Annotated in this window: 26 protein-coding genes; 15 read left to right on the forward strand and 11 right to left on the reverse strand. The window is 62.8% G+C overall.

The window, feature by feature from the left end:
• Positions 1-121 precede the first annotated feature (121 nt).
• Together AC1DYC_RS26240 and AC1DYC_RS26245 are read left to right on the forward strand one after the other, a co-directional pair.
• Positions 122-283, forward strand: a complete 162-nt coding sequence (locus AC1DYC_RS26240) for a hypothetical protein (protein ID WP_477302453.1) — start codon at positions 122-124, stop codon at positions 281-283.
• A 191-nt stretch (positions 284-474) separates the two neighbouring features.
• Positions 475-834 carry an SPW repeat protein gene (locus AC1DYC_RS26245; RefSeq protein ID WP_477302455.1) on the forward strand — a complete coding sequence of 120 codons (360 nt, stop codon included), beginning with the start codon at positions 475-477 and terminating at the stop codon, positions 832-834.
• 168 nt (positions 835-1,002) lie between these two features.
• Here AC1DYC_RS26245 and AC1DYC_RS26250 read toward each other — a convergent pair whose 3' ends face one another.
• Together AC1DYC_RS26250 and AC1DYC_RS26255 are read right to left on the reverse strand one after the other, a co-directional pair.
• Positions 1,003-2,556, reverse strand: coding sequence for a trimethylamine methyltransferase family protein (locus tag AC1DYC_RS26250; RefSeq protein ID WP_477410647.1), 1,554 nt, complete (start codon positions 2,554-2,556; stop codon positions 1,003-1,005).
• A 12-nt stretch (positions 2,557-2,568) separates the two neighbouring features.
• Positions 2,569-4,980 (reverse strand): GcvT family protein, encoded by a 2,412-nt coding sequence (locus AC1DYC_RS26255; protein ID WP_477410648.1) that lies wholly within the window; start codon positions 4,978-4,980, stop codon positions 2,569-2,571.
• Positions 4,981-5,091: 111 nt separating this feature from the next.
• Between AC1DYC_RS26255 and AC1DYC_RS26260 the strand changes: the two genes are divergently transcribed.
• From AC1DYC_RS26260 to AC1DYC_RS26280, 5 genes are all read left to right on the forward strand, one after another.
• On the forward strand, positions 5,092-5,730 hold the full coding sequence (locus AC1DYC_RS26260; RefSeq protein WP_477302461.1) for a TetR/AcrR family transcriptional regulator: 639 nt from the start codon (positions 5,092-5,094) through the stop codon (positions 5,728-5,730).
• A gap of 153 nt (positions 5,731-5,883) precedes the next feature.
• Positions 5,884-8,043 carry a transglycosylase domain-containing protein gene (locus AC1DYC_RS26265; protein WP_477410649.1) on the forward strand — a complete coding sequence of 720 codons (2,160 nt, stop codon included), beginning with the start codon at positions 5,884-5,886 and terminating at the stop codon, positions 8,041-8,043.
• An 80-nt stretch (positions 8,044-8,123) separates the two neighbouring features.
• Positions 8,124-8,708, forward strand: a complete 585-nt coding sequence (locus AC1DYC_RS26270) for a DUF1214 domain-containing protein (protein WP_477410650.1) — start codon at positions 8,124-8,126, stop codon at positions 8,706-8,708.
• Positions 8,701-9,249: a DUF1254 domain-containing protein gene (locus AC1DYC_RS26275; protein ID WP_477410651.1), complete on the forward strand. Its 549-nt coding sequence runs from the start codon at positions 8,701-8,703 to the stop codon at positions 9,247-9,249. Before AC1DYC_RS26270 ends, AC1DYC_RS26275 begins: the two co-directional genes overlap by 8 nt.
• 402 nt (positions 9,250-9,651) lie before the next feature.
• The gene (locus AC1DYC_RS26280; RefSeq protein ID WP_477410652.1) at positions 9,652-10,662 is read left to right on the forward strand and encodes a hypothetical protein; all 1,011 of its coding nucleotides are present in this window, start codon (positions 9,652-9,654) and stop codon (positions 10,660-10,662) included.
• Here AC1DYC_RS26280 and AC1DYC_RS26285 read toward each other — a convergent pair.
• From AC1DYC_RS26285 to AC1DYC_RS26295, 3 genes are all read right to left on the reverse strand, one after another.
• The gene (locus AC1DYC_RS26285; protein WP_477410653.1) at positions 10,649-10,996 is read right to left on the reverse strand and encodes a DUF1491 family protein; all 348 of its coding nucleotides are present in this window, start codon (positions 10,994-10,996) and stop codon (positions 10,649-10,651) included. The genes AC1DYC_RS26280 and AC1DYC_RS26285 overlap by 14 nt on opposite strands.
• A 68-nt stretch (positions 10,997-11,064) precedes the next feature.
• Entirely contained in the window at positions 11,065-11,847 is a 783-nt protein-coding gene (locus AC1DYC_RS26290) for a peptidoglycan-binding domain-containing protein (protein WP_477410654.1), read from the reverse strand.
• Positions 11,822-13,567: a PAS domain-containing sensor histidine kinase gene (locus AC1DYC_RS26295; protein ID WP_477410706.1), complete on the reverse strand. Its 1,746-nt coding sequence runs from the start codon at positions 13,565-13,567 to the stop codon at positions 11,822-11,824. The genes AC1DYC_RS26290 and AC1DYC_RS26295 overlap by 26 nt, the downstream gene beginning before the upstream one ends.
• A gap of 537 nt (positions 13,568-14,104) precedes the next feature.
• Between AC1DYC_RS26295 and AC1DYC_RS26300 the strand changes: the two genes are divergently transcribed.
• Both AC1DYC_RS26300 and AC1DYC_RS26305 read left to right on the forward strand, forming a co-directional pair.
• Positions 14,105-14,479, forward strand: a complete 375-nt coding sequence (locus tag AC1DYC_RS26300) for a DUF5330 domain-containing protein (RefSeq protein WP_477410655.1) — start codon at positions 14,105-14,107, stop codon at positions 14,477-14,479.
• A 115-nt stretch (positions 14,480-14,594) separates the two neighbouring features.
• Positions 14,595-15,023, forward strand: a complete 429-nt coding sequence (locus tag AC1DYC_RS26305) for a SufE family protein (protein WP_477302932.1) — start codon at positions 14,595-14,597, stop codon at positions 15,021-15,023.
• Between the two features lie 61 nt (positions 15,024-15,084).
• Here AC1DYC_RS26305 and AC1DYC_RS26310 read toward each other — a convergent pair whose 3' ends face one another.
• Both AC1DYC_RS26310 and AC1DYC_RS26315 read right to left on the reverse strand, forming a co-directional pair.
• A complete protein-coding gene (locus tag AC1DYC_RS26310) occupies positions 15,085-15,510 on the reverse strand; it encodes a Ros/MucR family transcriptional regulator (protein ID WP_023673680.1) in 426 nt (141 codons plus the stop codon).
• A 414-nt stretch (positions 15,511-15,924) separates the two neighbouring features.
• On the reverse strand, positions 15,925-16,296 hold the full coding sequence (locus tag AC1DYC_RS26315) for an SH3 domain-containing protein (protein WP_477302934.1): 372 nt from the start codon (positions 16,294-16,296) through the stop codon (positions 15,925-15,927).
• 114 nt (positions 16,297-16,410) lie between these two features.
• Here AC1DYC_RS26315 and AC1DYC_RS26320 point away from each other — a divergent pair, with 114 nt between their 5' ends.
• From AC1DYC_RS26320 to AC1DYC_RS26330, 3 genes are all read left to right on the forward strand, one after another.
• On the forward strand, positions 16,411-18,531 hold the full coding sequence (locus AC1DYC_RS26320; protein WP_477410656.1) for a S9 family peptidase: 2,121 nt from the start codon (positions 16,411-16,413) through the stop codon (positions 18,529-18,531).
• Positions 18,528-19,154, forward strand: coding sequence for a LysE family translocator (locus AC1DYC_RS26325; protein ID WP_477401917.1), 627 nt, complete (start codon positions 18,528-18,530; stop codon positions 19,152-19,154). Before AC1DYC_RS26320 ends, AC1DYC_RS26325 begins: the two co-directional genes overlap by 4 nt.
• Before the next feature lie 144 nt (positions 19,155-19,298).
• Positions 19,299-19,688 carry an SET domain-containing protein gene (locus AC1DYC_RS26330; protein WP_477302481.1) on the forward strand — a complete coding sequence of 130 codons (390 nt, stop codon included), beginning with the start codon at positions 19,299-19,301 and terminating at the stop codon, positions 19,686-19,688.
• Between the two features lie 6 nt (positions 19,689-19,694).
• On the opposite strand, the gene AC1DYC_RS26335 is transcribed toward AC1DYC_RS26330, so the two are convergent.
• The 4 genes from AC1DYC_RS26335 to AC1DYC_RS26350 all read right to left on the reverse strand — a co-directional run bounded on the left by AC1DYC_RS26335 (position 19,695) and on the right by AC1DYC_RS26350 (position 22,920).
• Complete coding sequence (locus AC1DYC_RS26335; protein WP_477410657.1) at positions 19,695-20,645, reverse strand: cytochrome c; 951 nt, start codon at positions 20,643-20,645, stop codon at positions 19,695-19,697.
• Positions 20,646-20,654: 9 nt separating this feature from the next.
• Positions 20,655-21,092, reverse strand: coding sequence for a cytochrome c (locus AC1DYC_RS26340; RefSeq protein WP_112564124.1), 438 nt, complete (start codon positions 21,090-21,092; stop codon positions 20,655-20,657).
• A 161-nt stretch (positions 21,093-21,253) separates the two neighbouring features.
• Complete coding sequence (locus AC1DYC_RS26345) at positions 21,254-21,856, reverse strand: superoxide dismutase (RefSeq protein WP_142866647.1); 603 nt, start codon at positions 21,854-21,856, stop codon at positions 21,254-21,256.
• Positions 21,857-22,041: 185 nt separating this feature from the next.
• Entirely contained in the window at positions 22,042-22,920 is an 879-nt protein-coding gene (locus tag AC1DYC_RS26350; protein WP_477410658.1) for a branched-chain amino acid aminotransferase, read from the reverse strand.
• Positions 22,921-23,076: 156 nt separating this feature from the next.
• Between AC1DYC_RS26350 and AC1DYC_RS26355 the strand changes: the two genes are divergently transcribed.
• From AC1DYC_RS26355 to AC1DYC_RS26365, 3 genes are all read left to right on the forward strand, one after another.
• Positions 23,077-23,739, forward strand: a complete 663-nt coding sequence (locus AC1DYC_RS26355; protein WP_142866649.1) for a haloacid dehalogenase type II — start codon at positions 23,077-23,079, stop codon at positions 23,737-23,739.
• Positions 23,740-24,002: 263 nt separating this feature from the next.
• Positions 24,003-24,806 (forward strand): L,D-transpeptidase, encoded by an 804-nt coding sequence (locus tag AC1DYC_RS26360; RefSeq protein ID WP_477410659.1) that lies wholly within the window; start codon positions 24,003-24,005, stop codon positions 24,804-24,806.
• Between the two features lie 202 nt (positions 24,807-25,008).
• The gene (locus AC1DYC_RS26365; protein ID WP_477302493.1) at positions 25,009-25,206 is read left to right on the forward strand and encodes a hypothetical protein; all 198 of its coding nucleotides are present in this window, start codon (positions 25,009-25,011) and stop codon (positions 25,204-25,206) included.
• Positions 25,207-25,465: the final 259 nt, after the last annotated feature.

A 25,465-nucleotide genomic window follows, 5' to 3' on the forward strand; every position in this document is an offset into this window, starting at 1 on the left:
GCCTGAAATGCCCGCCCGGGGAGCCGGGCAATAGACAGAACAACGGCCGCCGGGGAGATTTTCCCGGCGTGCCCAAGGATTTCCGTCAGTCAGCAGTCAGCAACGACAGGGAGACCGACAGATGATCACGTTCGCACCAAAGCCGAATGGCGTGCCGGCGAAGCCGGCAGAGGAAAGCCGCTTCGATCGCATCCGCCGGATTGCCGCCGACAAGCATAAGCTGACCGACGCCGGCACTATCCGCCGCGAACCGCCGAAGACCGGCGACAAGCGGCCGATGTGAGGCGCGCGCCGCGTTTCGTCACGAGACCGGGCTGCCCCAACCCTGTTCGGTGCGCTACGCCATGAATTCGCAGCCATCGGCCGCCTTGGGCAGCTCCTTGAAGGCCATTTGAAGCGTAATTATATCAATCACTAAGCGTGCGGTGCACGCGACACATAGTGCTTTGGTCAAGCTTCTCTATGGAGGTTGTCATGGCCAATAAACTCATGGAAGGAAAACGTGGCCAGGATCTGATCAATCTGATCCTTGCCGTTTGCCTGTTCGTCTCACCCTGGATAGTCGGCTTCGCCGCTGAAACCACTGCCGCTTACAACGCCTGGATTGTTGGCGTTGTGCTCGGTGCGCTGGCTTTCGCGACGCTTTCCGTATTCGCCGAGTGGGAAGAGTGGGTGAATCTTGTTCTCGGGCTCTGGCTGATCGTCTCGCCCTGGCTGCTTGGTTTTGTGGCGAACGCAAACGCAATGGGAACCCATATGGTTCTTGGCGTGCTGGTGGTTCTCGCATCGGCCTGGGCAGTCTGGGACGTTCATCACCCGCACGCGCATGCGTGATCGGTGACGACAAAGGAGGGGCCCGGCGCGTGAGCGGCGGGCTCCGCTGATCGCTGAGAGCGATACGCCGGCCCGTGATCCGGGCCGCGTGCATATAGCGTGAAAAACAGGACCGCCCGGTCAATATCCCGGCGGCCCAGTAGATTATCATTGCCGGTTGCGTTCGTTTCACGAGACCGGTGCTGCCCCGCCCTGTTCGGTGCGCCGCGCTATGAATTCATCGAGAATACCTGATGTAGCAGCCGCCGAAGCCGGTGGCTGGAAGTCGGCAAGCACCCGCTTCCAGATGCCGGTGGCGCGTTCGGTGGCCGACTTCGAACCGGACTGCGTCCAGTTGCCGAAATTCGACCAGTCGGCGACCAGCGGCTCGTAGAAGGCGGTGCGGTAGCGCGCCATGGTGTGGCCGGCCGAGAAGAAATGCCCACCCGGCTGGACTTCGGCGATGGCCTCGAAACCGATCGCGTCGTCGTCACCGGGAGTTGCCGCGCAAAGCTCGGCAATCGACTGCACTGCCTCGATGTCGGTGATCAGCTTCTCGAAAGAGACACTCAGGCCACCCTCCAGCCAGCCCGCGGCGTGGATGCAGACGGTGGCGCCGGCAAGCACCGAACCCCAAAGGGCGAACTGCGACTCATGAGCTGCCTGCGCGTCGGAAATGTTGGCGGCACTGCCGGCACCCGAGCGCCAGGGAAGGCCGATGAAGCGCGCCAATTGGCCGGCCCCAAGTGTCGCCTTGACGTGTTCGGGCGTGCCGAATGCCGGAGCGCCCGACTTCATGTCAACATTGGAGGAGAAGGAACCGTAAAGCACGGGTGCGCCCGGGCGTACGACCTGCGCCAGTGCCAGACCGGCCAGCGCCTCGGCATGCTGCAGCGTCAGCGCGCCGGCAACCGTGATCGGCGCCATGGCCCCGGCCAGGCAAAACGGCGTGACGACCAGGACCTGCCCGGCGCGGGCGAAGTCGATGATGCCTTGCGCCATCGGAATGTCGAGCTGGCGCGGTGAATTGGTGTTGATGATGGTGTAGCAATGGGCGCCAGCGCGGAATTCATCCTCTGACAGCCCGCGCGCCAGCCGGATCATCTCAAACCCATCCTCGACCTGCGGCGTTCCACGAGCGAAGACAAAGGGGAACTTGTCGGACAGCGTCAACTGCGCGCGATTGACGGCATAGTGGCGTAAACGGTTGTCGACATCCTGCGGCTCGATGCAGGGGCAAAGCATGTGCAGTACGTCGAAATGCTGGATGAGCTTGGTCAATTCCTCGAAGGCGCTGAGCGTTCCCGGCCGGCGGCCGCGTTCGAGATCGGTGACGTTGGGCGCGCCAGCGCCGGCCAGGAATGTCATCGAGCCGAGTTCGAGCGTGAGGTCTCGGCTGCGGTCGCCGGCCAGCGCCGGGATCGACTTTGGCGCCGAGGCCAGTGCGGCCGTGACGATGTCTCGGCCGATGCGCACCATCTGGCTGTCCTCATCGACCAGCGCACCGGCTTTCGCGTAAATCGCGCGCGCCTCGGGTAGCAGCACCTTGATGCCGAGCTCTTCCAGCACCCGCAGCGCCGTGTCGTGGATGGCGGCGACGCGATCGTCCGAAAACACCGGCTGCGGCAGGAACGGGTTTTTGAGCGAACGATAATTCGGGTGGCGGCTCGACCCGCTGCCGGCCTCGCCGGTGTGCCCGCGCCGGCGCTCGCGCCTGGTCTCCCTTATGACATCATCGACCATGGCCACCTCTCCTCATTGCCGCATTGCCTTGCCGTCGGGGTCGTAGGGTGAAGCCGCGATGACACGCGCCGGACGCTCGACGCCGACAATGTGCACCGAAAGCTCGGTCCCATCGCCGGCGAAACCGTCGTTCATCAACGCCAGCGCGACGCTTTTGCCAATGGTGTAGCCATAGCCGCCGGAGGTGACGAAACCGGCGCGCCGGCCCTTATGCCAGACCGGCTCGAAGCCGCTGGCGTCGGCATCGACGGCATCGACCTCCAGCGTCACGATCCGTCGCCGGACACCGGTATCGCGTTCCTTCAACGCAGCCTCGCGGCCGATGAAATCTCCCTTGGAGAAGGCGATGAAACGATCGAGGCCGGTTTGCGCCGGTGTGTAGGCCTGCGTAAATTCGCGCGACCAGATGCCAAAACTCTTTTCCAGCCTGAGCGCATTGAGCGCATAGAAACCGACTTCCGCCAGGCCGAGATCTGCGCCGGCGGCGAGCAGGGTTTCGCGCAAGGCGGCATGCATGACGGCCGGGCAATTGATCTCGAAGCCGAGCTCGCCGGCGATCGACAGCCGCGCCACGCGAGCGCTCACCATGCCGATGTCGAACCGGCCGCAGGCCATGAAGGGCAAGGCGCCTGCCGAGACATCCTGGTGCGTGGTTCGCGCCACGATGTCCCGCGCGTTCGGGCCGGTGACGAGGAAGCCGCTGACGGTGTCGGAGATGTCGGCGACGGAGACGCCTTGCGCCGCATACGCCTCGAACCAGCGCATGTGGAATTCCCGGAGATAGTAGGAGCCCATGAGCCAGTATTCGCCACCGCCCCAATTGAGCACGGTGAGATCGCCCTTCAGCCTGCCGTCCGGACCAAGCATCGGCGCCAGCCTCGCCTGCCCCGGCTTCGGCAGTTTCGACGCCAGCAGCCGGTCGAGCCAGGCTTCCGCACCCGGCCCCGATACGGCATAGCGCGAGAAGGCCGAGGTATCGACGAGGCCCGCGGCGCGGCGCACCTGCAACGCCTCGTCGCCGACGATGTCGAAAGCGTTAGAGCGCTTCAGCGTCGTCTCCTCGCGAAAGCCGATCGGCGCGAAATAGGCGGGGATTTCGAGCCCCCAGGAAGCCGTCCATTCGCAGCCGGCAGCGCTCATGCCGTCATAAGCGCCCGGGCGCTTCAACGGCCGGCCGGCGGGCAGGCGCTCATTGGGGAAGGTCATGACGAAGCGGCGGGCATAGAACTGGCGCGTTGTCTGCTTGAGATAGTCGCGGTTGGCGGCAAAGGCGCCGTAACGGGCGATGTCCATGCCGAAGATGTCGGCTTGCGGCTCGCCATGGATCATCCACTCGGCCAGCGACTTGCCGACGCCGCCGCCCTGGCTGAAGCCGGCCATGACGCCGCACGCGACCCAGTAGTTCTTGAGGCCGCGCACCGGGCCGACGAGCGGGTTGCCGTCGGGCGTGAAGGTGAAGGCGCCGTTGACCCATTTGCGAATGCCGGCGTGCGCGAGGCACGGAAAGCGCTCATAGGCTTTGGTGAGTTCGGGGCTGATGCGGTCGATGTCTTCCGGGATCAGTTCGATGCCGTAATCCCACGGCGCGCCGTCCATGTTCCAGTGCTTCGGGTTCTGCTCGTAGACGCCGAGCAGGACGCCTTTGCGCTCCTGGCGCAGATAAGAGAAGCCGTCGAGATCGACTGCGAGGCCGAGCTCCTTGTCGAGCGCGGCCACCTCCGGAATGTCCTCGGTGACGAAGTAGTGATGCTCCATCGGCGTCACCGGCAGCTCGACGCCGGCCATGCGGCCGACCTGCTTGGCCCACAGACCTGCAGCATTGACGACATGCTCGGCAATGATCGGGCCCTGTTCGGTCAGCACATCCCAGCCGCCATCGGCGCGCGCCTTCAGATCGAGCACCCGGTTGCGCAGGATGACATCGGCGCCACGTTTTTTCGCGGCCCCTGCATAGGCATGCGTGGTGCCATAGGGATCGAGATGGCCTTCGTTGGAATCATAGAGGCCGCCCAACACGCCGTTGACATCGACGATCGGGCACATCGCCTTGATCTCTTCCGGCGTCACCAGCCGCGCGGTCTCGATGCCGACCGACTGAAACACAGCCCAGGCCGATTTCAGCCACTCCCAGCGCTGAGGATCGCTCGCCATGTTGACGCCGCCGGTCATATGCAGGCCGGCATTCTGGCCGGACTCGGCCTCGATCTCGCGATAGAGTTTTATCGTGTAGTCCTGAAGTGCTGCGACATTTGGATCGGCGTTGAGCGCATGGAAGCCTGCGGCGGCGTGCCAGGTCGAACCGGCGGTCAGCTCGGCACGTTCGATCAGCGCCACCTCGCTCCAGCCGAAGCGCGCCAGATGATATAGCACCGAGGCGCCGACCACGCCTCCTCCAATGACGACCGCCCGATAATGTGACTTCACGAGCCTCTCCCTCTCGTTGGATGCCCACACGATACATATACTGGACACATGTGTCTAGACACTTATGTCCAGAGCTTGCGCAGAATTCAGCGCCATGGCACTTGTGGGTCCATGATCATGATTGCTCCGCAGGCCGAGCCGGCACCCGGCAACATCAAGGTGACGCGCCAGGACTGGATCGATCTGGCGCTGCAGACCCTCATCGCGGATGGCATCGAAAGCGTGCGGGTGCTGACGCTCGGCCAGAAGCTCGGCGTCTCGCGCTCGAGCTTCTACTGGTATTTCCAGAGCCGCCAGGACCTGCTCGACCAGTTGCTCGCCCATTGGCATGACACCAACACCAAGGCGATCGTCGAGCGCGCCGGGCGGCCGGCCGCAACCATCATTATGGGCGTTATGAACGTGTTCGAATGCTGGGCCGACGAGCGCCTGTTCGATCCCAGGCTCGATTTTGCCGTCCGCGAATGGGCACGGCGCTCAGACGATGTTCGCGCCGCCATCGACCAGGCCGACAACGACCGTCTTGGCGCCATCCGCGAGATGTATCGCGGCCACGGCTATGACGAAGAAGACGCCTTCATCCGGGCGCGTGTGCTCTACTACATGCAGATCGGATACTACGTGCTCGACCTCAAGGAGCCGGTCGAGGCGCGCGTCAGCCATCTCGCCGCCTATCTGCGCGCCTTCACCGGACAGGAGCCGAGCGACGCGGATGTCGCTCATTTCATGCACTTCATCGCCGCGCGCTGATATCGGCCAGCATGCCCATGCTCAACAATCCGTGCGGTGTGGCCCGGCTGCCCTTGTGAGCCGGGTGAAATGGATGAATAGTCTTCGCCGGGTGTGCCCGCCCTGAAATTGCCCGCTTGCGGTCTTCAGGTCGTGGTGGGGTGAGTTTCGGGAATGGCCAGTCCTTTAGAACGACGTCCAAGAAGGAGAGGTCCGATCGCCGCCGCACTGCTGGCGGTGGATGCGTGGATCGATTCCTCGCTCTACGAGATCGGCTTCAAGGCCGGCCAGTTCTGGGAATCGGCAACCATTTTTTCGCGACGCTTTCGCGTCACCGGCTGGCGGCGCGGCATCATCGAAGTGCTGAGCGAAGGTTTCACCATGGGCGCCGGCGGCTTCGTCGTGCTTCTGGCGCTGGCCATTCCGGCCTTCCAGATCACCACGGGCGACTGGCGCAGCCAGGGCGATTTCGCCGTCACCTTCCTCGACCGCTACGGCAACGAGATCGGCCAGCGCGGCATCATCCAGCGCGATTCCGTTCCGGTCGACGAGATGCCGGACCATGTCATCAAGGCGGTGCTGGCGACCGAGGACCGGCGTTTCTTCGAGCATTACGGCATCGACGTGCTCGGCCTGTCGCGCGCCATCTTCGAGAATGTGCGGGCCAATTCCGTCGTCCAGGGCGGCTCCAGCATCACCCAACAGCTGGCCAAGAACCTGTTCCTGTCGAATGAGCGGACCTTGCAGCGCAAGATCAAGGAAGCCTTCCTGTCGCTGTGGTTGGAGGCCAATCTGTCGAAGAAGGAGATCCTGCAGCTCTATCTCGACCGCGCCTATATGGGCGGCGGCACGTTCGGCATCGAGGCGGCGGCGGATTTCTATTTTGGCAAGAGCGTCAAGGATCTGAACCTCGCCGAGGCGGCGATGCTGGCCGGCCTGTTCAAGGCGCCGACCAAATACGCCCCGCACATCAATCTGCCGGCTGCCCGTGCCCGCGCCAATGTGGTGCTGTCGAACCTCGTCGATTCCGGTTTCATGACCGAAGGCCAGGTGTTGCAGGCAAGGCTGCATCCAGCCGAGATCGTCGACCGCGGCGAGCAGAAGAGCCCGGACTATTTCCTCGACTGGGCCTTCGACGAGGTCAAGAAGATCGCCAAGCCCGGCCAGCATTCGCTGGTCGCCCACACCACCTTCGACGCCAACATCCAGAAGGCGGCGGAAGAGTCCGTCGAATTCCACCTCCGCCAGTTCGGCAAGGAATACAACGTCACCGAAGGCGCTGTGGTGGTGATCGAGACCAATGGCGCGGTGCGCGCCATCGTCGGCGGCCGCGACTATGGCGCCAGCCAGTTCAACCGCGCCACCAAGGCGCTGCGTCAGACCGGTTCGTCCTTCAAACCTTACGTCTACGCCACTGCGATGGAGCATGGCTTCACACCCGACTCCGTCGTCTCGGGCGGGCCGATCAGCTGGGGCGGCTGGTCGCCGCACAATTACAATGGCGGCTCGGCCGGCAATGTGACGCTGATCACGGCGATCGCCAAATCGATCAACACCGTGCCGGTGCGGCTGGCCAAGGATTATCTCGGCATCGGCCCGATCAAGGCGATGGCGGAATCATTCGGTGTGGAATCGCCGCTGGAATCGCACAAGACCATGGTGCTCGGCACGTCGGGCATGACGGTGATGGACCAGGCGACGGGCTACAGCGTGTTCGCGCAGGACGGCTTCGCCGGGTCCCGCCACGGCATCACCCAGCTCGTCACCCGCACCGGCGAGGTGGTCTACGACTGGGCCAAGGATGCGGCGGCGCCGCATCGCGTCTTGTCCGAACAGGCGCTGAAATACATGAACACCATGCTGGCGGCGGTGCCGGCCATCGGCACGGCGCGGCGCGCGCAGCTGCCCAACATCGTCGTTGCCGGCAAGACGGGCACGACGCAGTCCTACCGCGACGCCTGGTTCGTTGGCTTCACCGGCAACTACACGGCCGCCGTGTGGCTCGGCAATGACGACTTCACCCCAACCCGCAACATGACCGGCGGTACGCTGCCGGCAATGGTGTGGCAGCGGCTGATGGTCTACGCGCACCAGAACATCGACCTGAAGCCGATACCCGGTCTCGACAAGCCCTTCGTCGACGAAGAGATCGCCGCCAAGGCTGAAGAGGCAGAGAAGAAGAATGCCGACCAGGCGGCCGCCGATGCCGCTGCCGAGCGCCCGCCGGTGCTGTCCAGCCGCACGACGCAGACGCTGCGCGAGATGACCAAGGTGTTCCAGACAGCACCGGTGCTCAGCGCACCATCGGCGCCGGAGACCCTCTCGGCGCTCTGATCCGCCATTCCACAGCCCCGCTTGCTCTACGGCCTGCCCCGCTATATCCCCGAACGACAGTTCTCTCGTCCCGGTTCTTCATGCTCAAGACCGCCTTCTTCACGCTGCTTTCGCTTGCCATTGCCATCGGCGGCGGCGGCGGCAGCGTCTGGTATGCGCTGCAGGCGCAGAGCGGCGTCGGCGCGATCAGCATCGGCCAATGGACCGCCTTCCCCGAGATCGGCACGCAAAATGCCGACCCCTATTCGAAGGCGCGCGTGGCGCGCGAGGGCGTGCTGGCGCTCGGCAAGGCGGAAGGCTTGTCCTTCATCGCCGAACGCGACGCGGCCGGCGATGAGCTTCAGCGGCAATGCGACTACAGGATCGAAGGCAGTTTCCCCACCGCCCGGTTCTGGACGCTTTATGCCGCCGATCAGTCGCTCGGCGTGGTCGACACCGGCAAGCCGCGCCTGGCGGCGCTGCAATCCTACCAGGTGCTGCGCCAGCCCGACAATTCGGTGATCATTTCTGTCGGCAACCGCCCGGCGCCCGGCAACTGGCTTCTGACCGAAGGCTTTGGCCGGATGTATTTCGTGCTCACCTTCTACGACACGCCGATCGCCTCAAGCACAGGCCTTTCCGACGTGGCGCTGCCGCGCATCGTCAAGGCTGGCTGCAATGCGTAGGCTGCTGCACGCCATCCTGCTCGGCCTGCTCGGCGCCGGCATCGTCCACATCGTGGTGCTTTTGCTGGTGCCGGAGTTTACCGAGCGCGACGCCTGGTCACGGCTGGCGATGGCGTCCGACCTCTACAAGATGACCAGGCTCGACGCCGAGGCCGGCGGCGCACCGGTGGTGAAGTCGGTCGATCCGTTGTTTTACGCCGCCGCCTGCCGTTTCGACCTTGCCGAAGGCATTGTGCGGATCAAGGCGCCGGGCAGCGTGCCGTTCTGGTCGGTCTCGGTCTACGACCGCAACGGCCACAATTTCTATTCCTTCAACGACCACACAGCAACCGGCAACAAGCTCGACACCGTGGTGCTGACGCCGGCGCAGATGATCGACGTGCGCCGGGAGTTGCCGGAGGATCTGCAAGGGGCGATATTCGTCGAAGCGCCGATCGAGGAAGGCATCTTCGTCATCCGCGCCTTCGTGCCTGACGACAGCTGGAAGCCGGTTGTGTCGCAGTTCCTGGACCAGAGTTCCTGCGAGCTGCAGGACTACTGATTTCAGCCCCTGATCAGGAGGCGGCTCAGTGGTGCGGAACAGGCATGTTTGGTGTGCCTGGCTTGTCCGAACCGGCTGGCCGCGCCCCGCCCGCCACCGGCGGATGCTCGTAGCGGACGCCGGGGAAAATGATCACCGCCGCCGGCGTACCGGTGTCCTGAACTGCTCGATTGACTGGTGCCCGTCGCGGCACAAAAGACAGTACCATGCCCATGGTTCGCGTATTCCTCTCGGTTGCCCCGGAGCACAACGCAACGCCTCCAAATGTGATTAAGGCAGGCAGAGGGTTAACGGAGCGCTAACGGATCGCCGCTAATTTGATGTTTGTTCCAGGCCTCACGCGAAACCGACACTGTTGCGGTTGAGCATGGCGGGTCGTGTCGAGTATCGGGCGTATCTTCCGTGTCAGCTTCGGATTTCAGGCAAATCGCTATACGAACGGAGTCGGGAAAAGCCGAAAGGCTGTTTCGCGCCGCGGTTTCGGCGTTCTGCTCGCTGACCCGCCCGTCGCGTCGCGAGATCGCTCAGCTCGAGGATCTGACGCTGCCGCTGTTTGACAGCGTGTCGATCGAATCGCGCCGCTATGTCGCCGCCGCCCTTTCCGAATGCGAATATGCGCCGACTGCCCTGGTGCGGCGGCTTTGCGAGGAGCCGGTCGATGTCTGCGCGCCCTTGATTGTCCGTTCCCGCGCCTTGAGCGATATCGACCTGATTGCGCTGATCGGGCGCCATGGGCTGCCGCATGCGCGCGCCATTGCCCGCCGGAGGGATTTGAACCCGACCATCGCGCAACTGATCAAGGCGCTGGAAAAGCCGACGCTGGTTCGGGTGCGACAGCCCGAGCCGGTCGCCCAAGTGGCGGGCGACAGCGCCGAATCCGCTCCCGCCGCTCCCAGCCCGCCAAAACTGCCGGGCAGTGCTGCCGAAAGCGCCAGGCGCCGGCTACGCTCGATGATGCTCGCCGAGGGCGAAGCGACATCTGCCAATCCCTTCGTCGGCTCAGCAACCTACGGCAAGCTGCGCGAGACGGCGCTGACCGGCAACGCCGCCTTCTTCCAGACCGCGCTCGCCGATGCGCTCGACATCGACTTTTCGACGGCACGGGCGCTGACCGAGCAGTCGAGCTACGTCTCGCTGCTAGCCGCCTTGCGGGCGCTCGACCTCAGCGAGGACAGGGCATTCCTGATCACGGTCGCCGTCTACCCCAAGGAATTCCCTCACCCGCAGGCGATCCGCATCTTCCTCGACCGCTACCGGCTGCTGCACCACGAGGCCGCTCTCGAAAAGCTCCGCGGTTGGAAGGCCGAAGCATTGTCGCGATCGGTGCGCGGCAATGCACCCGCCGCCGCGAACGCCGACCAGGCGCCGGACAGCGACAAGGCCAGTTTAGGGGCCAGCCTCAAGGCGTCTTGACGGAGAGAAGCTCCTCGACGGGGACCGAGCCGGCCTCGATCTCGACCACCCAGATATCGGGATCGAATTTTTTCTCGCGCTCCAGCCTGGCATCCTGCACGGCGGCATCGTCGCCTGCGCCGAGCAGCGTAAAAAACCGGTCATCCGGTTTGGCCGAATCGTAGCTGGTCTGCGGCGCCGGGCCGAACAAGGAAACTTCCCCGAGCCGGCCACGCGACAGCACGAAGACCGTGCCGGCCTCGGTCGCACCACGCTTGACAATGGCCGCAAAGCCGCCAGCGCTGAACACACGGCGCAGCAGGGCCGACACCCAAAGATCGGTGGTTACGCGCATGGCAAGGTTCCGGACGACATGCGCAGCGTCTTAACCGGATTTTCGCCGATCCGCGAGCGGTCGCCTCGTCAGTTGGTCAGGCCGATCTCGCGCATCTTGACGTAGACGACCTCGTCGGGCTCGCCGGTCTCAGGCAGACCGAACAGCGACTGGAATTCCTTGATCGCGGCCTTGGTGCGGGCGCCGACGACGCCGTCGAGCTGCATGTCGTCATTGCCGAATGCCTTCAACCCGGCCTGGATCTTGACGATGCGGGGATCGGGCGCCTGGGCGGATGCCGGTGCTGAGACTGGAATGGGCGCGGGGGTGGCCACGGGCGCGGCAGCGGGAGCAGCGGCCATATCCACGGGCCGTGGTGCCGGATGCGGGATCCCCGCCGTCGTCTGCTTGGCGCCGAGCTGGTCGAGCAGGACGGCGTCGATTTCGCCGGATGCCGGCAAACCGACCTTCTGCTGGTAGGCCTGGATTGCCTTGTGGGTGTTCGGCCCCGAAATGCCGTCGACGGTACCTGTGTAGAAATCGAGGTCCTTCAGGATGCCTTGCACCTGCTCGACCGTCGGGTCGCTCTTAACGGGCGCAGGCCGCAGGATGTTGATGGTGGTTTCAGGTTCGTCTGTGCCGGGGTGCGGAAAACCCTCGATGCTGCGGGTGGCGAAGAAGGCGCCGGCATGCGGAAACGGCTGATACCAAAGCGCGTTGGCGGAAACGTAGAACAGCGTCACCAGAAAGGCGGTCGAGCCGCCGACCAGGACCGGATTGCGCGAGATCGCGCCGCCGAGCGCAATCACGCCGGCCTCGAAAGCGCCGCTGCGGCGCTTGACCGCCTTAGGCTGTTTTGCGGAGCGAGCCATTCCTGTCCCCTTTCGCGTCGCCCTTCGTCCTGGTCACGGGCATCGGCAGCACGCCGTTCCTGTCCGTCGCGCGCGCCTTCGGCCCGTTCACCGGCAGGCTGATCGTGACCGTGGTCCCCTCGCCCGGCATGCTCTCGATCGACATCGTGCCGTCGTGCAGGGCCACCAGGCCCTTGACCAGCGACAGGCCGAGCCCGGTGCCCTCGAAGCGGCGCGTATAGTCGTTCTGGATCTGCATGAACGGCTTGCCGAGATTGGCGAAGTCCTCCTCGGCAATGCCGATGCCGGTGTCCCTGACCCAGAAATGCAGCCGCGAGCCGATCCGCTTGGCGCCGACGACGACATCGCCGCCGTCCGGCGTGAACTTGATCGCATTGGAGACGAGGTTGATCAGGATCTGCTGCACGGCGCGGCGGTCGGCATTGATCTCGCCGGCGTCAGGCGCAATCTGCGCCTGGAGGTCGATGTTCTTGGCATTGGCCTGCAGCTGCATCATCGACTGGCACATCTCGACCGCTTCGATGAAGCGGAACGGCTCGGGCTCGGTCGCGTAGGCGCCCGCCTCGATCCTCGACACGTCCAGGATCGAGGTGACGACGGCAAGCAGATGCTGGCCCGAATCCCTGACCAGGCCGACATATTCCTTCTGGCGCGGGTCCTTGAAGCCGCCGAACATCTCATGCAGCAGCATGTCGGAAAAACCGATGATGGCGTTGAGCGGCGTGCGAAGCTCGTGGCTGACCACGGCCAGGAAGCGGCCTTTCGCCACCTCGGCCGACGCTGCCGCCTCATTGGCGGCGGCAAGCTCGTCGCGCAGTTCAGCGATTTCGTCGTTCTCGCGCAGCAGCAGGGTGAAGGTCTCCTGCTGCTCTTCGGCCCGAACCAGTTCGAGCTGGAATGGCCGGTAATTGTCGGCCATCGGAGCATTGCCGTCCTGGGGCAGCCTTACCCGAAGATCGAGCCGCCGCGACAAGGCGCCATCGCGCAGGTCGGCGAGCGCGCTCAGATAGGCAACGCGATCGGACAGATGGATGCGATCGAACAGCCCGGCGCCGAAAAGCAGTTCCGGCGGCAGTTTGAGGATGGTGCGCGCCTTGGCCGATGCATCCAGGACTTCGCCATGCCGGGCGATATGCAGGACAACGGCGTCGATCATGTCTTCGAGGCGGTCGCCTGGAAGGAGCGCGGGCTGCGCGCGAGCGGCATCGCCAAGGGCGGCAAGACGAGGAGTCAGCGTCAGCCCCCAGGCCAGCGGCAGCAGCCAGTGCCACGCCGCGACTTGCACCGCGCCGAGCGGGACGACAGAGCCGACGAAGGGCTGCAGCAGCACTGTGGCAAGGGCGGCGATGCCACCCCAAAAAGCCGCGCGCCTTGAACCGCCGATCCACCAGGCTTCGAATGGAAGCGCCAGAGCCAGGAGCGCAACCGGCGACGCCAGGCCGCCCGCTGCCGCGATGACGCCGGCAAGGGCAAGACTGCCGGCGGCAAGCGCGACCTGGGCGGCCAGCGCCACCTTGCCCGACGCCGCCACCAGCAGGGCGGCGAACCAGCAAAGACCGAAGGCGGCGAAGATTGTTGCGACGGTGACTGCGGCGCCCATGCCCGAGGTGACCAGCGTTACCGCGGCCCCTGCGGCAAAGAATGGAGCAGCGAGCATGGTGCCGATAAAGCGGCGCTGGCGTAGGCGATCTTCGCGGCCGACGATGGCCGGATGGACCATGCGCTCGCAACTAGCCGCCAGCGCGCCAGGCAGTTCAAGATATCTGGCCTTTATCAAACTCAACTCAACGCACTCGCACCCGGTCGTGACAGCCCCTGCTTTGCAGGTCGTTTTTGTTTGTTTGAAACTCGCATCCAGCGTTTAAGGAATGAATAAGGCTGACCGGAACAACGCCCGCCCTGCGGCAAAAATTGCGGCGCCGGCGCCGGAATGCACCGTCATTTGCGGCCATAGTAAACGGAGCGTTATGGGCAAAAGGCGTGCCCGCGGCGGCAAAATCCTGAGCCGGCATGCCAGCACTCCCGGATATATCCATGCATAACAATCGCTTAGATGGTTAGTGCATGATTAAGGGAATCGCCGGCATTTGAAGCCAATGGATTGCAAAATGCTTCGTTTCGAATTTGCCTAAAATTTGAGGAAAATTTTCACTGGGCGAGCAAGCCGTCCTTTGCGCCTCATGTGTCATTGTCGCTGAGATAAAAGAGGTCATGGCGCATGGAGGCATGATCCGGTCATGGACGAGAGGGCAATTCGATGGGCTTTCTTATAAGAATGGCGTTCTGGTTTTCGCTGGTGCTGCTAGCGCTGCCGCTGGGCGTCGGCACCGACGAGAACGGCCACGAGAGCGTTGGGCCGATCCAGGCACTGTTTGCAGCGCGCGAGGCGGTCGGCGACATCGCCGGCATTTGCGAGCGCAAGCCAGATGTCTGCGAGACCGGCAAGTCGGCGATGCATACGATCACCGCCCGGGCCAGGGAAACCGCCAAGATCGCCGCCGCCATGCTGGACGACAAGGGCACCGAACCCGCGACGTCGCCCGACACCTCATTGGCCACCGGCAGCGTCGCCGAGGACGTTGTGCTGCCGGCGACAGTCAACATCCCTGCCAAGCTGGTGGCGAAGAACTAACACCGTTTCCGCTGTCTCTACAGCGACACCGCAGGCCGGTCGGACCTCTCGGCGCCTGCGGTGTTTTTCTTCTTTTTCCGTGACGCCGCAGCCGCGGATGACTATATCCCAAGCAATGGCCACGACGATCCAGACGATCCGCGACGACTTTTCCCTGCTCGACGAGTGGGAAGACCGCTATCGCTATGTGATCGAGCTCGGCGAAGCGCTGCCGCCATTTCCCGACGCCGAACGCAATGCCGTGAACAAGGTGCCCGGCTGCGTCAGCCAGGTCTGGCTAACCACGAGCCGAGCGCCGGGCGCCGATCCCGCCATCACCTTCACCGGCGATTCGGACGCCCATATCGTGCGCGGCCTGGTCGCCATCATGCTCGCGTTGTTTTCGGGACGGTCCGCCAGCCAGATCCTGGAAACCGACGCCGAGGCAACGCTGAAGTCGCTCGGCCTCGACGAACATCTGTCGCCGCAGCGCGCCAATGGTCTGCGCTCGATGGTCAAGCGCATCAAGCGCGATGCCGAGATGGCACTCAAGCAGACCGCTTAATTCCGGAAACAAAAAACGGCGCCTCGAAGGCGCCGTTGATCTTGTCGAACTGTAGCCGGTGTTACCGCCCCTTGCGCTTGCGGCCGAGGCCCATCTTCTTGGCCAGCTGCGAACGGGCAGCGGCATAGTTGGGGGCAACCATCGGATAGCTGGCGTCGAGATTCCACTTCTCGCGGTATTCATCGGGCGTCAGACCGTAGTGGGTCATCAAGTGGCGCTTCAGCGACTTGAACTTCTTGCCGTCTTCAAGGCAGACGATGTAGTCGTCATGGACAGAACGCTTCGGGTTTACAGCAGGCTTCTGCTTGTCGGCAGGAGGCTGTTCGCTTGCTCCGCCCACACGCCCGAGAGCAGCATGGACGTCGGCGATAAGATTTGGCAGTTCGCCAACTGGCACGGGATTGTTGCTGACGTAAGCGGCGACCACATCGGCGGTCAGCTCGATCAGCGCATCGCTATTTCGGGAAGGTGTTTCGACGATATCCATGGTGTTCAGGCCCCAACGAAAGATGTTTCTGTTTGCGCCCTTTTTGAGAGATCGGGCATGGCGCGAATTTCATGCGGGAAGAGCTTCATGGATTCGCGTCCGGGCATCTTAATGAGCCTACGGACCAAGTAAGTCAATTCGCATCTTGCGCTATATTCAACGATATTCATCGAATAGTCGCTCTTCAGCTTCAATCTTTCGTGCACTCTGTAACTTCGCGATATTTTCTGGTCGGACCAGGACTGGCATGACGTAGGGTCATGCATCACTAAATCAGCAAGGACTCATAAAGTGGATTGCGATGCTTGGCCTATGCTTTGTAGGCTCGAATAGCTGAATTGCTGGATTCGTACAAAATCAGAAGTTGCAAGGTGTTTACGACGCCGCCGAAGGAAGACCTGCTTTAGACCGGATTCAATAGGGAACGAGATATTTTCCGTAGACCCAGCCAGCCACAAAACCGCCATTTTGCGCCGGGTCGTGCCAAACTTGACACCATTGGTAGCGAATTGCCTGTTTCTGCTTCCAGTGCGGCCGACCGGCGATTTCCAGAAGGTTGAGCCCTCCCGTGCACTTGCCGGTCATCTGCAGGATCGTCCCGTTGGGATAAGCGGCCTGCTTCTGGGATGCGTTGGACGGATATTTGCGAACGTTGAGCGTGTCGCCGAACGGCACGCCAGCCACTTGCCAAGCGGCGAACGCGGTTGCATGAGACTGGCCGGTAACGGCCAGAACGGTCGAAGCGACGGCGAGAGCCGCGGCGGTGCTGGTATAGAAATTCATCATCCTCTCCTTTCGGCTCATTGTCCCGAGCCCGCCGCACCAATGCCTGCCTGCCCTTGAACCCGCGCTGATCGGCGTGTTCATTTGCCATTCAAGTAACTTCTTCAGCGAGACGCAATGACCAAGACCCCAGCTTTTCCGACCGCCAGCCCGCCGAACCCTGAGAAACACCCGGTCTTCGACACGCATCACGGCATTACCCGCATCGACGACTATGCCTGGCTGAGGGCGGATAACTGGCAGGCGATGTTCAGGGACCCTTCCCTGCTCGATGGCCGCATCCGCGCCCATCTCGAAGCCGAGAACGCCTATCAGACAGTGCTGATGGCTGACACGCTGGAGCTTCAGAAGCAGCTGTTCGGCGAGATGAAGGGGCGCATCAAGGAGGACGATTCGACGGTGCCGATGAAGGATGGCCCCTATGCCTATGGCTCATCGTTCAAGCTTGGCGGCGAACAGCCACGCTATTTCCGCATGCCGCGTGATGGCGGCGATGAGCAGATCCTGCTCGACGGCGACGCGGAAGCCGAGGGCAAGGCCTATTTCCGCCTCGGCGGCGTCGACCATTCGGCCGATCACCGCAAGCTCTTGTGGGCGTTCGACGACAAGGGCTCCGAATTCTTCACGCTGCGCGTGCGCGACCTCACCAGCGGCAAGGAATTGCCCGACCAGGTAGACGCCACCAGCGGTGGCGGCACCTGGAATGCCGCCGATGACGGCTTCTTCTACACCAGGCTCGACGACAATCACCGCCCGTCCAAGGTGCTGTTCCACGCGCTCGGCGACAGCCCTGAAAATGACCGGCTGATCTATGAGGAGACCGATCCCGGTTTCTTCATGGATGTCGGCGGCACGCGCTCCAACGAATGGATCATGATCGGCATCAACGATCACGAAACCTCGGAATACCGGCTGATGCGCGCCGATGAGCCGTTCGCCGAGCCAAAGCTGGTGGCGGCGCGCGAGATCGGCCTGCAATATGATCTGGAAGAAGGCGGCGACGTCTTCTTCATCCTCACCAATGCCGACGGCGCTAAGGACTTCAAGATCATGACGGCGCCGGCTGATGACCCGGTTCGCGCCAACTGGGAAGAGCTGGTTGCGCACGAGCCGGGCCGGCTGATCCTTTCCGTGGTCGGCTTCAAGGACCACATGGTCAGGCTTGAGCGCAAGGAAGGCCTGCCGCGCATCGTCGTGCGCGACCGCCACAGCGGCGAGGAGCACCTGATCTCGTTCGACGAAGAGGCCTTCTCGCTCGGCCTTTCGGGATCCTATGAATACGACACCGAGGTCATGCGCTTCACCTATTCGTCGATGACGACCCCGGCGCAGGTCTTCGACTACAATATGCGCAGCCGCGAGCGCGTGCTCCTGAAGACCCAGGAAGTGCCGTCCGGCCATGATCCGGAGCACTATGTCACGCGCCGGCTGATGGCGCCCGCCGCCGATGGCGAACTTGTGCCGGTGTCGCTCCTGCATCGCCGCGACACGCCGCTCGACGGCTCCGCACCGTGCCTGCTCTACGGCTACGGCTCCTACGGTATCGCCATCCCGGCAGCCTTCAATACCAACTGGTTCTCACTGGTGGATCGCGGCTTTGTCTTTGCCATCGCCCATGTCCGCGGCGGCAAGGACAAGGGCTATGGCTGGTATGACGACGGCAAGCGGGCGCACAAGATGAACACGTTCACCGATTTCATCGCCGTCGCGCAGCATCTCGTCGCCGAGCGTTACACACAACACGACCGCATCGTCGCGCAAGGCGGCTCGGCCGGCGGCATGCTTATGGGGGCGATCGCCAACATGGCGCCGCAAAATTTCGGCGCCATCGTTGCCGAGGTCCCCTTTGTCGACGTGATGACCACCATGCTCGATGCAAGCTTGCCGCTGACACCGCCGGAATGGCCGGAATGGGGCAATCCGATCGCATCAGCGGAGGACTATCGGACGATCGCCGCCTACTCGCCCTATGACAATGTCGCTGATCACGACTACCCGCCGATCCTGGCGCTGGCCGGCCTGACCGATCCGCGCGTCACCTATTGGGAACCGGCCAAATGGGTGGCGCGGCTGCGCGAGCGCAAGAGCGGCGACAATCCGGTGCTGTTCAAGATCAACATGGATTCCGGCCATGCCGGCGCGTCCGGCCGCTTTTCGAGGCTGGAGGAGATTGCCTACACCTATTCCTTTGCGCTCAAGGTGACCGGAAAGGCCGAGATTGCAAAGGAGGCGTCATGATCGATCTATCCACCTTGATGGCATACGTGGCGGTTGTGCTTGGCTTTGTGTTTATTCCAGGCCCGGCCACACTTTTGACCGTGGCGCGAGCGACGAGTTCCGGAACCCGGGTTGGCATCGCGACGGGCGCCGGCGTCGCAGCTGGCGATGTGTTCCATACCGTCATGGCGATGGTCGGCATTTCGGCGATCATCGCCACGTCGGCAACGCTGTTCAGCATCGTAAAATACATTGGCGCGGCGTATCTGGTTTACCTCGGCATTCGCGCGATCATCGAGAGAACACCGGCCAGCCCTGGTGCCGGAGCGCTTGCGATCTCCGCCGGCAAGGCGTTTCGACAGGCTGTCCTGACCGAGGTGCTCAATCCAAAGACCGCGCTTTTCTTCCTCGCCTTCCTGCCCCAATTCGTGCGGCCTGAAAACGGATCGGTGATGCTCCAGCTGATGACGCTGGGCATGATCTTTGTTCTGCTCGGCCTTTTCAGCACAGTCGTCTTTGCCGTAAGCGCGGGCCGGCTCGGCACGTTCCTGCGCCGCAATCCATCGGTGGTGAAATGGCAAGGCAAGGTGGTCGGCGGTATCTACTGCGCGTTGGGCGTTCGCCTGGCCTTGCAGCAGCGCTGACGTCGGAGCGAAGGCGCCCATCCAGGCGTGCCGATCATCACTTTTTGAATTCCGCGCTGCTCATTTTCACTCGCAATTGCAATGGCTGCGCGTTACCCAATGCGCGGCGCCTTCCAGATCACGACATACGCAAAAGGGTCCACTATGCTGCTCGTCGACACCTATCTCGAGAAATCGCCGATCCAGGGCATCGGTGTGTTTGCCAAGGAACACATTGCCAAGGGCACGCTGGTCTGGAAGCTCGACCCAAGATTCGACCGGATCATCGACGTCGAGACCTATGAGGGCGAGAGCGGGCCGGTGAAGAGCTATCTCGACCGCTATTCCTATCCCGACCGGCGAGATCCGGCCTATATCGTCTTCGAAGCCGACGACGCCCGATACATGAACCATGACGACGAACCGAATTGCGATGTCTCCTCCCCTGAAGAGACCTATGCCTTGCGCGACATCGCTCCCGGCGAGGAACTGACTTGCAACTACAGTCATTTCTTCGAAACAGGCTTCGATTTCCTCGGCGATCGCCACCTGTAGCCGAGATCACTTAGCCGGCTTGGCGCGCACCGGATAGCCGTTGGGATGCGGCGGCACCGCCTTGAGATAGGCGGCGATGGCTGCACGATCTTCCGGTGTTAATTGCGCCATGTTGCGCTGAACGTCGACCATGGCGCCGCCGACGGAATCGAAATCGGGTGTAAAACCGGTTTCGAGATAGTTGGCGATGTCGGCTTGCGACCAATCGCCGATGCCGCCCTCGCCCGATGTGATGTTCGGTACGATGCCGCTGCCTTCGGCGGCCGCCGCACCCGCGAGCCACTGGCCTTTCCTGGTGCCGCCTGTGAAGTCGCGTGGCGTGTGGCATTCGCCGCAATGGCCCGGTCCTTCTACCAGATAGCGGCCGGCCAGCACCGGATCTGGCGTGCCGTCGGCCAAGGCGGTCACCGGCTCCTTGCTGAGGTAGAGCTGCTTCCACAGGCCGAGGCCGCGGCGGATGTTGAAGGGGAAACTGAGCGCGTTGTCCGGCGCCTTGCCGGCGACCGCCGGCAGCGTCTTCAGGAAGGCATAGAGGTCGGCGATGTCAGCCGGCTTCATGCGGGCGTAGGACGCATAGGGAAAGGCCGGATAAAAATGCTCGCCGGACGGCGACACGCCTTTCAGCATGGCGTTGGCGAGGTCTTCGACCGTCCAGGCGCCGATGCCGTCCTTGGGATCCTGCGAGATGTTGGGCGGCACGAAGGTGCCGAACGGCGTCTTGAGCTGAAGGCCGCCGATGAGTTGCAAACGGGCTTCGCCCTTGGACCCCGGTTTGGCGTGACAGGAGGTGCAGCCGCCGGCATTGAAAATGCGCTTGCCCCTGACGGCGTCGCCGGGGCCGAGTTGCGCCAGGGTATCAGTGTCGAGTTTCACTGGCGCCGACAACAACCAGCCGGCGCCCGCGCCGGCGACGCCCAGGACAAGGGCGGCGCCGACGAGTTTTTTCAACAGGGCCATTGCCCGGGATCAGCCCTTCTTCACCCGATAGGTCTGGTGGCAGGTGCCGCAATCGTTGCCGAGGGTGCCGATCTGCGCCTTGAGCGCATCGACATCGGCAGGTGCGGCGGCGACAGCGGCCTTGACGTCGGCGACATATTTCTCGTTCGTGGTCTTGAAGCCCGCCATGTCTTGCCAGATTTTCGGCGAAGCGGTGGTGTCACCGCTGTCGCTGCCGGCCGGGAACAGCGCATCGACATCGACCTTCTCGGCATTGACCTGCAGCGCCTGCAGCGCCGTCAACACGGCGGCGGCATCGAAGTCTGCTTCCCCCTTGGCGATTTTCGACAGGCCGCCGACGAGTTTTCCGCGCTCCTTCATCAGTCCCTGTCGGTCGAGGATCGGGTCGGCAAAAGCGGCCGAGGCGGCCAGGCTGAGCATAGAGATGGCGATGACAAGCTTTCTCATTCAATTGGCTCCAGGATGATGAGGGGTCGCGACCTGACGTTAACGGATGGCGGGCTGAGATTATTCCGTGCTCGCCGCACGGAAACTGCCGCTTTGCCGTGTGCCTCCGTTTCGATCTGAAAAAAGAAAAGCCCCGGGGATGCCGGGGCTTTCTGGATCGATCAGGCTTTCGCCTTTTCGTACATTTCGAGGACATGGTCCCAGTTGATCAGGCTGTCGACAAAGGCCTCGAGATATTTCGGCCGCGCGTTGCGGTAGTCGATGTAATAGGAATGCTCCCAGACATCGACGCCGAGGATCGGCGAGGCGCCATGGACCAGCGGGTTCTCGCCATTCGGCGTCTTGGAGATCGCCAGCTTGCCGTCCTTGACGGAGACCCAGGCCCAGCCCGAACCGAACTGGGTGGTGCCGGCGGCGATGAAGTCGGCCTTGAACTTGTCGTAGCCGCCGAGGTCGGCATCGACCGCCTTCTGCAGGGCGCCGGGAAGCTTATTGCCGCCGCCGCCCTTCTTCATCCACTTCCAGAAATGAATGTGGTTGTAGTGCTGGGCGGCGTTGTTGAAGAGGCCGGCATTCTTGCCGAACGACTGCTTGACCACCTCTTCGACCGACAGATCGCCAAGACCGGCTTCAGCGGCCAGCTTGTTGCCGTTGTCGACATAGGCCTTGTGGTGCTTGTCGTGGTGATACTCCAGCGTCTCTTTCGACATGTAGGGCTGCAGGGCCTCGTAGTCGTAGGGCAAGGCGGGCAATTCAAAAGCCATCGGTCATACTCCTCATGGAAAAACCCGGTGTGGATACCGGATTAAGATAGGGCTGGATTGTTCTGGAACAACTCCGGAATGAAGCGCCGGTTCCTTTCTAAGCAGGTTCCGGAAAAGTGTCACACGGTTTTGCGGACAGGATGCTGCGTCAAAAAAGAATGCCTGACAAACGGAGCGCCGGCCGCTCAGCCCACGGGCGTCGAATGCGCCCAGTCCCAATAGAGTTCGCGCGCCTTCTTGGCCACCGGCCCGGGCTGCAGATCGCGGTCCTCGATGCGGGTGATCGGCACGACCTTGGAATGGTTTCCGGTCGAAAAGATCTCGTCGGCTTCGAGAAAGTCGCGCACCGACAGCATCTTCTCCGTGGTCTTGAAGCCATAGTCGCCAAGCAGCGTCATGGTGCGCGAGCGGGTGATGCCGGACAGGAAGGTGCCGTTCGGCGCCGGCGTCAGCACATGGCTGTCCTTGACCAGGAAGATGTTGGAGGTGCCGGTTTCGGCGACATTGCCCAGCATGTCGAGCACCAGCGCGTTGTCGAAGCCGCGCCCCTTTGCTTCGAGAATGGCGCGGCCATTGTTGGGGTAGAGGCAACCGGCCTTGGCGTTGGTCGGCATGGTCTCGATGGTCGGCCGCCGGAACGGCGACACGGTGATCGAAAAGCCGGAAGGCGGGATCATCGGCGATTCATAGAGGCAAAGGCAGAAGCGGGTCGATGCAGGGTCGGCCGGCACGCCCATATAGCCGCCATGCTCGGCCCAGTACATCGGCCGGATATAGACCGCCGTCTTGCCGTCGAACTTCTTCAGCCCGTCCCAGGTCAGGCCGACGATCTCGTCGGCGCTCATCGACGGCGCGAGGCCAAGCGCGATCGCCGAGGCGTTCACCCTGGCGGCATGCAGTTCCAGGTCCGGGGCGACGCCCTCGAACCAGCGGGCGCCGTCGAAGACGCTGGTGGCAAGCCACATGGCATGGCTGCGCGGCCCAAGAATGGCGACGTTGCCCTCGTACCAGTCGCCGTCGACGAAGGTCCATGTCGTCGAGAGCGCCGCAGTCGCCAGTGTCATTGTTCGGTTCCGCTTCAAAGCTGCCTGTTGCTGAGCATTGGAAGATGCTTTGACCGGTGCCGTCAACCGGCATAGAGCGGATTTTGTTGAGGCCAGTAGCCCCAGCGATGCAATCGACGCTTGCACCTTGCCCCGCCTGCCCTCAAAACTGTCGCCATGCATTACGCGGCTTACGTTTTCGACGCCTATGGCACGTTGTTCGACGTGCACGCCGCCGTGCGCCGTCACGACGGCGAGATCGGGCCGGACGGCCAGCTGCTGTCGGAAATCTGGCGCGCCAAGCAGCTGGAATATTCCTGGGTGCGCACGCTGATGGGCGGCTATGCCGATTTCTGGCAGCTCACCGAACAGGCGCTCGACTTTGCCTTGCGCAAGGTCCCTTCGGCAGACAAGGGGCTGAAGGCAAAGCTGCTCGAGGCCTATTGGCGGCTCGACTGCTATCCGGAAGTGCCGGCCGTGCTCAAGGCGCTCAAAGCGTCCGGCGCGAAACTGGCAATCCTGTCCAACGGTTCGCCCGAGATGCTTGAAGCAGCGGTCAAGTCGGCGGCGCTCGACCAGGTACTGGACGACATCTTTTCGGTCGACGCCGTCAAGCGCTTCAAGACCGATCCGTCGACCTACGACATGGTGGCGACGGGCTGGCGTCTCTATCCGGGGGCGGTCTCGTTCCAGTCGTCCAACCGCTGGGACATCGCCGGCGCCACCAAATTCGGCTTTCGCACCGTATGGATCAACCGCGCCAACCAGCCCGAGGAATACCGGGACTTCCCGCCGGCGCTGATCCTGCCGTCGCTGGAAGGATTGCTGACAGGCGGCTAAGGCAATTCCAGGAAAAGTGTGAAGCGGTTTTCCCGGGAAAAGCGCGAAGCGCCTTCCCTTGGGAATTGCGTAGAAACAAAGATGCGGAGCTGTTCTGTTGCCCTGAGGCAACAGTGGCAGGATGGTCACAGCTTCGCCTTTGTTTGTCCACCCTCAGGCCAGAATCGGAACCGCCTATCGCGCCAGGCATTGGGGGAGGACGACACTGCGCCGCCTGAAGGCATTCACGCTTTCTTGCGACTTGAGACTTAAAAAAGGCAACCATGTTGAAGACCGAAATCGACCCCTATCGCCTGAGCCGTCGCGGCTTTCTGAACGCCGCAGCCCTTGGCGCCGCCTCGATTGCGGTCTCCGCCTGCGCCACCACCGAACCGGCGCCGGCGCCGGTCGAACCGCCACCGACCTATGTCGACCCGCCGCTCGGCGACTACGCGACGATGTACGGCCCGATGTCGGACAGCGGCTTCGAGCTCCCGGCCATCCCGATCAAGAAGATGGACCCGCAGTTCCTGCGCCAGATCGTTCCTGATCCGACCGGCCAGCGGCCGGGCACCATCATCGTCGATACGACCAACCATTTCCTCTATCTGGTGCGCGAGGGCGGCCAGGCTATCCGTTACGGCGTCGGCCTCGGCCGTGCCGGCTTCGAATGGTCGGGAGACGCCGTCGTCCAGTGGAAGCAGAAATGGCCGAAATGGACGCCACCGGATGAGATGGTCGCCCGCCAGCCTGAACTGGAACAGTACAGCGCCAAGAATGGCGGCATGCCCGGCGGCCTGAAGAACCCACTCGGCGCGCGCGCACTCTACCTTTTCCATGACAATGTCGACACGCTCTACCGCCTGCACGGCTCGCCGGAATGGAACTCGATCGGCAAGTCCGTCTCGTCGGGCTGCGTTCGGCTGATCAACCAGGACATCATCGACCTTTATGACCGCGTTCCGTCGAAGAGCCCGGTTATGGTGACGTCCGACATCGGCCAACCGATGGTGGCGAGCGCGAACCGCACGGCCATTCCGATCGACGGCGGCGTGCCGGACTCGGTCCTGCTCGGCCCGGTGAACTGATCACCAACCGGTGTTCTGGTCCGATTGAGCAAGAGGAGCGGCGGATTCCGCTGCCCGGCCAGACTGTCTGGCAGTCGATGACTTGCCGTGGCGTCAATTCCGACGCTGCTATGTTTCATCCCAAGATGCATGTATATTAGGCAGGATTAGAATTGCAGAGACATACGTTTCAGTAGATCATTAATGGCGGGGAGCGCCAACGATGAGAATTGATTTCGAAAGTCCGCCGGCGGGGAACGGCGACGTCAATTTGTTGGCCGAATGCGAGCGCCAATTGCTGCCGCTTGTGCGCGCAATTGTGGACGCGGCGGTTGCAGCCGGGTGGAGCCAGGAGGATGTTCTTCTGGCCATGGTTGAGCTGTCTTGGGATATGTATGAGAAGCGCCGAGGCGATCTGTAACAATCCTGGATGGACCCGATAATTCTGTATCGCGTCGCTGAACGGCCGCCGATCTTTGCGCTACGCGTCGTTATATTAGCCGATCATGAATAAAGCGAAGATTGTGGTGACTCTCCGTCGGTCATATTTTTCCTCGTGTTTATTTTTTTCTTCACACACACATGGTTTTTTTCCGAGGCATGGGCGTTACGCTGACTCTGGGGGCAGCGTTGGGCTAAAGGGGATTCGCGCTGGCGTCTGGGTTCCGTGCGTTTCATCG

The organism is Mesorhizobium sp. P2_E7, from assembly GCF_056403855.1.